At 37.9% G+C, this 5,444-nt stretch carries 5 protein-coding genes and 1 pseudogene; 1 reads left to right on the top strand and 5 read right to left on the bottom strand.

Features of this window, described 5'->3' with window-relative positions; all coding sequences use genetic code 11:
- The 5 genes and pseudogenes from BBROOKSOX_RS08690 to glyQ all read right to left on the bottom strand — a co-directional run.
- Positions 1–292 (bottom strand): annotated as a pseudogene (locus tag BBROOKSOX_RS08690) (tRNA (N6-isopentenyl adenosine(37)-C2)-methylthiotransferase MiaB); the annotation flags it as partial.
- Positions 293–297: 5 nt separating this feature from the next.
- Complete coding sequence (locus BBROOKSOX_RS08695; protein ID WP_139661074.1) at positions 298–1,320, bottom strand: mechanosensitive ion channel family protein; 1,023 nt, start codon at positions 1,318–1,320, stop codon at positions 298–300.
- Position 1,321: 1 nt separating this feature from the next.
- Entirely contained in the window at positions 1,322–1,846 is a 525-nt protein-coding gene (locus BBROOKSOX_RS08700; RefSeq protein ID WP_139661076.1) for a murein hydrolase activator EnvC family protein, read from the bottom strand.
- On the bottom strand, positions 1,836–2,420 hold the full coding sequence (locus BBROOKSOX_RS08705; RefSeq protein ID WP_373896622.1) for a YqaA family protein: 585 nt from the start codon (positions 2,418–2,420) through the stop codon (positions 1,836–1,838). Before BBROOKSOX_RS08705 ends, BBROOKSOX_RS08700 begins: the two co-directional genes overlap by 11 nt.
- A 1-nt stretch (position 2,421) precedes the next feature.
- Positions 2,422–3,312: a glycine--tRNA ligase subunit alpha gene (gene glyQ, locus BBROOKSOX_RS08710; RefSeq protein ID WP_139661081.1), complete on the bottom strand. Its 891-nt coding sequence runs from the start codon at positions 3,310–3,312 to the stop codon at positions 2,422–2,424.
- A 332-nt stretch (positions 3,313–3,644) separates the two neighbouring features.
- On the opposite strand from glyQ, the gene BBROOKSOX_RS08715 reads away from it, so the two are divergent.
- Positions 3,645–5,444: YncE family protein (locus tag BBROOKSOX_RS08715; protein ID WP_139661083.1), on the top strand; the 1,800-nt coding region annotated here is incomplete at its 3' end.

The raw sequence follows: 5,444 nt of genomic DNA on the forward strand, positions 1-5,444 counted from the left end.
CATAGGGGGCTCGTTTTAAGATAAGCTCCCCTTCTTGTGAAGCAACACAGCCACCGACGCCAATGATTAAGTTGGGATTTTTTTCTTTGAGTTTTCTCCACCGACCGAGTTGGTGAAACAGTTTTTCTTGTGCTTTTTCACGAATGGAGCAAGTGTTGATGAGTAATACATCTGCTTCAAGTGCATCATCGGTTAATTCTAAAGCGTGTGAATGCTTTAGCACATCGGTCATTTTTTGGCTGTCGTACTCGTTCATTTGACATCCAAAAGTGCGAATATATAGCTTTTTCATAGTGGTTACTTTTGAATGTGCAAGGTCTGAGTAGGGTAGGCGATTTCTGCCTTGTGTTTGGTAATAATATCTGCGATATTGAGTAGTATTTTTTGCTTCACTTGTTGATATTTGTCTTTACTAGTGGTCTTGGTAAAGGCAACAATGTTACAATCAAGAGAAGAGGCGTTAAAGTAATTAAAATACACTCTTAGTGCTTGAGATTGGTCGATTTCCTTGTGTGCTTTTAGCATCGCTTCTACTTCGGTGATAATAGCGGGTATTTTTGCAATATCATCATAACGAATGCCAATCACTTCATTAATACGACGATTGGTCATACGCGATGGTGTCTCAATTGGGATTGAGGCAAAAATTGAGTTAGGGATATAAATTGGGTTTTTGCTAAAAGTGCGAATACGCGTCATACGCCAGCCGATTTTTTCAACTGTACCTTCAAACTGACTGGAACGAATCCAATCACCGGTTGAAAAAGGTCTGTCCATTTGCAACATCAACCCACCAAAGATATTTGATAACATATCTTTAGCGGCAAAACCCATGACAATGCCACCGACACCACCAAAAGTCAGTAGACCAGAAATTGAGAAACCAAAATATTGCGCAACACCAAGCACAATAGAGGCAATAATTAGAATTTTAATTAAGCGAGCGATTAACCTTACAGAATCCTTATCAGTACTGTCTTTGTATTCAAGTAGATAAGATTCGGTACCAGATATCATCCGTAGCACGCCCCAAGTAATGATAGAAATTGGAAGAATATCAATGTAATTAATCACTTGGGCTAATAACGCAACCTCTCCTTTGAGTGCATTAATAGAAAGGTAAAACCAAGCAAACCAGACTAACGCTTTGATTGGTGCAGAAATAGATTTAAGCAGGTAATCATCCAATTGATTTTTAGTTTTATCGGCTTGCGTGATCAGTTGTTTTAATACAGTACTTGTAGTGATATGTACAATAAAAGCTGCGGCGAACAAGACGCCAACAGTTTGATAAAGTGTTAAGTTTTGTAAGAAGTCCATATTATTTTAGGTATTTGATTGGGTTGATAGGTGTTTCGAATTTTTTCATTTCAAAATAAAAGTTATTTTTGCCAGTAGTTGCGATAACTTGTCCTTTCTTTACTTTATCGCCACTTTGCACTTGTAGGGTTTGATTTTGCATATAAGAGCTGTAAAAGCCTAGTGAATGTTTAATGATGATCGTTTTGCCATTTTTTTTATTTTTATTACCACTATAAACAACCATGCCATCTTTAACAGCACGCACTGCTTGAGCAAAATTTGTCGCAAAACTCAGTCCTTGATGGTCCTTAGAAAAAGTCTTAATGATTCTACCAGCAACAGGAATTAGAGCACTGTTTGTTTTTTTATCAATCTTTCTATCAGTCATTTCCTCTTCTGCTTGAGAAGTAATAGCAAAGCGGTCAAAATCTATATTTTCTTGACCCGTTGACCTGTCAATAATAACCACTGGTTTTTTTGTTTTTTCGAAAAAACAGCTGGTAAGCACCAGAGAAATAAAAACAATAATCAGTTTATTTAGCATACCACACTCCTGATGCAATGATGATAATCAAAATATAACCCAGACGGTCAATGTATTTTTTTAGCCAAATATCACAGGCGTTACCGAGTTTTTTAACAAAAAATGCCACTAAGAAAAATCGTGCCCCTCTGGCTAATAATGATATTAGTATAAACGGTAAAAACGCCATATTGGCAATACCTGCACCGAGAGTAAATATTTTATAAGGCATTGGTGAGAATCCTGCAATTGCCACAATCCAAATGCCGTATTCTGCAAACCACGCTTTAACTGTTTCAAGTTTATCAACATAATGGAGTTTGACCAACAATGGTTGAATAACATCTATCAATAATGCACCCAAAAAATAACCAACCACACCACCCAATACCGATAGAGCTGTGCAAATTAATGTAAATTGATAGGCTTTCTCTGGTTTTTTAAGCACCATAGGCGCAAGTAAGACATCAGGTGGCGGGTAGGGCAGTATAAAAGACTCTATAAAGCTTATTAAAGACAACCAGTAAACAGCGTGTTTACTCTGTGCCCACTCTAGCGTTTTATGATAAAGTTTAGAAAAGATTTGCACAGTCAATTTATTTTATTGGAAAACCAAGTGCTTCACGCGAATCGTAATACGCCTTAGCCACTTTCTGACTCATTGAGCGTACACGACGAATAAAACGCGCTCTATCTGTGACGCTAATACCGTGACGCGCATCAAGTAAATTAAATAAGTGTGATGCTTTCATGACTTGCTCATACGCTGGGTAAGGCAGTGCTTGTTCAATGAGTTTTTCATTCATTGCCTGCGCCTCGTCAAATTGTTTAAATAGGACATCAATGTCGGCAATTTCAAAATTATATTTTGATTGTTCAACTTCATTTTGATGAAAGACATCCCCATAACTCACCCCATCAACCCACACCAAGTCATAAACACTGTCCACACCTTGCAGATACATTGCTAAGCGTTCAAGTCCATAAGTGAGTTCACCTGATACAGGCTTACAAGGCAGGCCACCGATTTGCTGGAAATAAGTAAATTGTGAGACTTCCATGCCATTCAGCCAAACTTCCCAGCCCAGTCCCCAAGCACCTAGTGTTGGTGATTCCCAATTGTCTTCAACAAAGCGCACATCGTGCTTGGTCAAATCCAGTCCGATTTCACTCAAAGATTCTAAATATAAATCTTGAATATCATTCGGTGATGGTTTGAGTAAGACTTGAAACTGATAATAATGCTGTAAGCGATTTGGGTTTTCGCCATAACGCCCGTCAGTTGGACGACGAGAGGGTTGCACATATGCTGCTTTCCAAGGCTCAGGACCGATGGCTCTTAAAAAAGTGGCAGGGTGAAAAGTACCTGCACCCATTTCCATGTCAAAGGGCTGCAGTAGTGTGCAACCCTTTGATGCCCAAAATGATTGTAGTTTTAAGATTAAATTTTGAAACGAAATCGTGGCATCTAAGTCTTGTAGTGACATGGCTAGTTGATAGAAAAATAATAAAAAATTTTACCGCAAACCATAAGAGACCTTTGTGTAAATGTGAATAATCAGCAAAAATCTACTTTTCATTAACTTGAGACCTTTGCATAAATAGGAACAATCATCAGAAACCCACTTTTCACCCACTTGGCGATTTTTTAAACCCAGCCTTAGCCCTGCTAGGACAAGGTTTAAAGAAATCACCAATTGGGCAAAAATTGGATTTTGCTAATCATCCCTATTTATGCAAAGGTCTCTATTTGAATTTTTTCTGTTTATAAATATATTTCGTGTACAATTCAGCAGTAACTTTTAAGAGGAAAATAATAATGAAAACAAAAAACATTCTATTGAGCATGGTTGTATTGGCGGGTTCTTTGTCATGGGGAGGAGCAAGTGCTTCATCATCGCACGCAGAGATGCGTGCATATTATGTCGATCCAGGAAGCAGTGTATATCAATCTGGCAAGATTATTGCTATTGATGTAGCTAAAATGAAAGTCTATAAATCCATAGACTACCCTGAGTACCGTAATCTTTCAGGCATTAATAAAGCTGGAGAGACAAAGAATCTTTATGTGTCGGATTATCTAAATAGAAGCGCAGGATATCTTCCTGCATCGGATCATAAACAAAACTCTATTCAGATTATGGATGCTAGAAGTGTGTCATTTAAGGGCAGTATTGAGTTACCTGAATCACCAGCAATCTCTCCAATGGCTTATAACACGCATAACAAATATGTTCTAGTAGCAGCCAAAAATAAAGCCATATCCTCTATTATCGATCCAAGTACCAATAAAGTACTTGCAAGCACTGCTGGGTCGACAGGGGCTATTACGCACAGAGCGGACAACCACTACCACCCTGTGTTGGAAATGGAGATTGATGATGGTTTTGAGGCTGTTGATTACAGATATTACAGTGATGGTCTTGAGACTGTAGATCATGGAGATTACAGTGATGGTTCCCTATTTGATCTCCAGAACGGTCCATCTTCAGGTGCTCCTTTTTGGTTTACAAGAGACACTTTTGCTGTTATTGATAGGAAGCGTCACTCTATTAGTTTATACAAAATGAAACAAAAAGCAAAAAGTAATGGGCGTGGCGTTAAGACTAGTGTTGAGTTCTTAAGTAAAGTTAAAACACCAACTCCAGTTCACAGTTTTGTTAATATCCGGGATAACTCAAAAGGGACTGGAACATACTATGCTGTTGCTGAAGGATTGCCTAAGGATAATATCCCTCCTATGTTGTTAGAAATTACAATTAATGGAGGCAATAAAATACATATAAAGAGGACTCAATCTTTACCTGGAGACCCTAAAAATATGGAATCATCCTATTATGCTGATGTACATCCCGATGGAAAACACATCTATATAGGCTCTTCTACAAAATCTACTAAGGGCGCTAATGTGGGATATATGCATGTCATTAATAGGGACAACATGAAGATAGTTAGTACAATAAAAACTGGATTTGGGAGTGCCCGTACTACCTTTATTCCAAAGAGAGGTTTGGCTATTGTTACTAACACTAAAGACAGCTTTGTTACTGTTATTGATACAAAAACACATAAAAAAATTAAAGATGTTGATGTTACCTCTAGGGTAACAAACAAAGGAGAGGGTAAAATATTACAATCAGTGACAACATTTGTTGATTCAGATCAAGAATATTTTTATTCGTCTGCTGCTTATTTTGTAAATTATAATGGACATGCCGAAGGTCGTCCTATTAATAGTATTTTCTATAAGTTAAATTTAAAGGATCTAGAAATACATAATAAATTGCCTCTTGAAGAACACATTTATGAGTTAGAAGGGGTGTTTGCACCCATTTCTCCTGTTATTTCGCACACCATGAAGGGGGAAATTTCTGTTGCCCTTAAACCAATTAAGCGCACTACTGGTGACAGATCATCAGCCTTTGTTGGAGGATCCAATACAATTGGTGCCCCTACAAAAATGATATGGGGAGTAGGTGTCTTTACAAGGTTTGCCGTTGAGTTAAAGGATAAAGACGGAAAACCGCATAAAGTTCATCTAGTAGCCAACCTGAGGATTGATGGCAAGAGATGCTGGGGTATGAAGATTCCAATTAATAGTGCAATAACTTGTGCTAAC

The sequence above is a fragment of the bacterium endosymbiont of Bathymodiolus sp. 5 South genome (genome assembly GCF_900128535.1).
GTDB lineage: Bacteria > Pseudomonadota > Gammaproteobacteria > PS1 > Pseudothioglobaceae > Thiodubiliella.

Bases quoted from the DNA above. Each gene is read 5' to 3' on its own strand.
- BBROOKSOX_RS08695 (WP_139661074.1), bottom strand. From the start codon at position 1,320: ATGGACTTCTTACAAAACTTAACACTTTATCAAACTGTTGGCGTCTTG.
- glyQ (WP_139661081.1), bottom strand. From the start codon at position 3,312: ATGTCACTACAAGACTTAGATGCCACGATTTCGTTTCAAAATTTAATC.
- BBROOKSOX_RS08700 (WP_139661076.1), bottom strand. From the start codon at position 1,846: ATGCTAAATAAACTGATTATTGTTTTTATTTCTCTGGTGCTTACCAGC.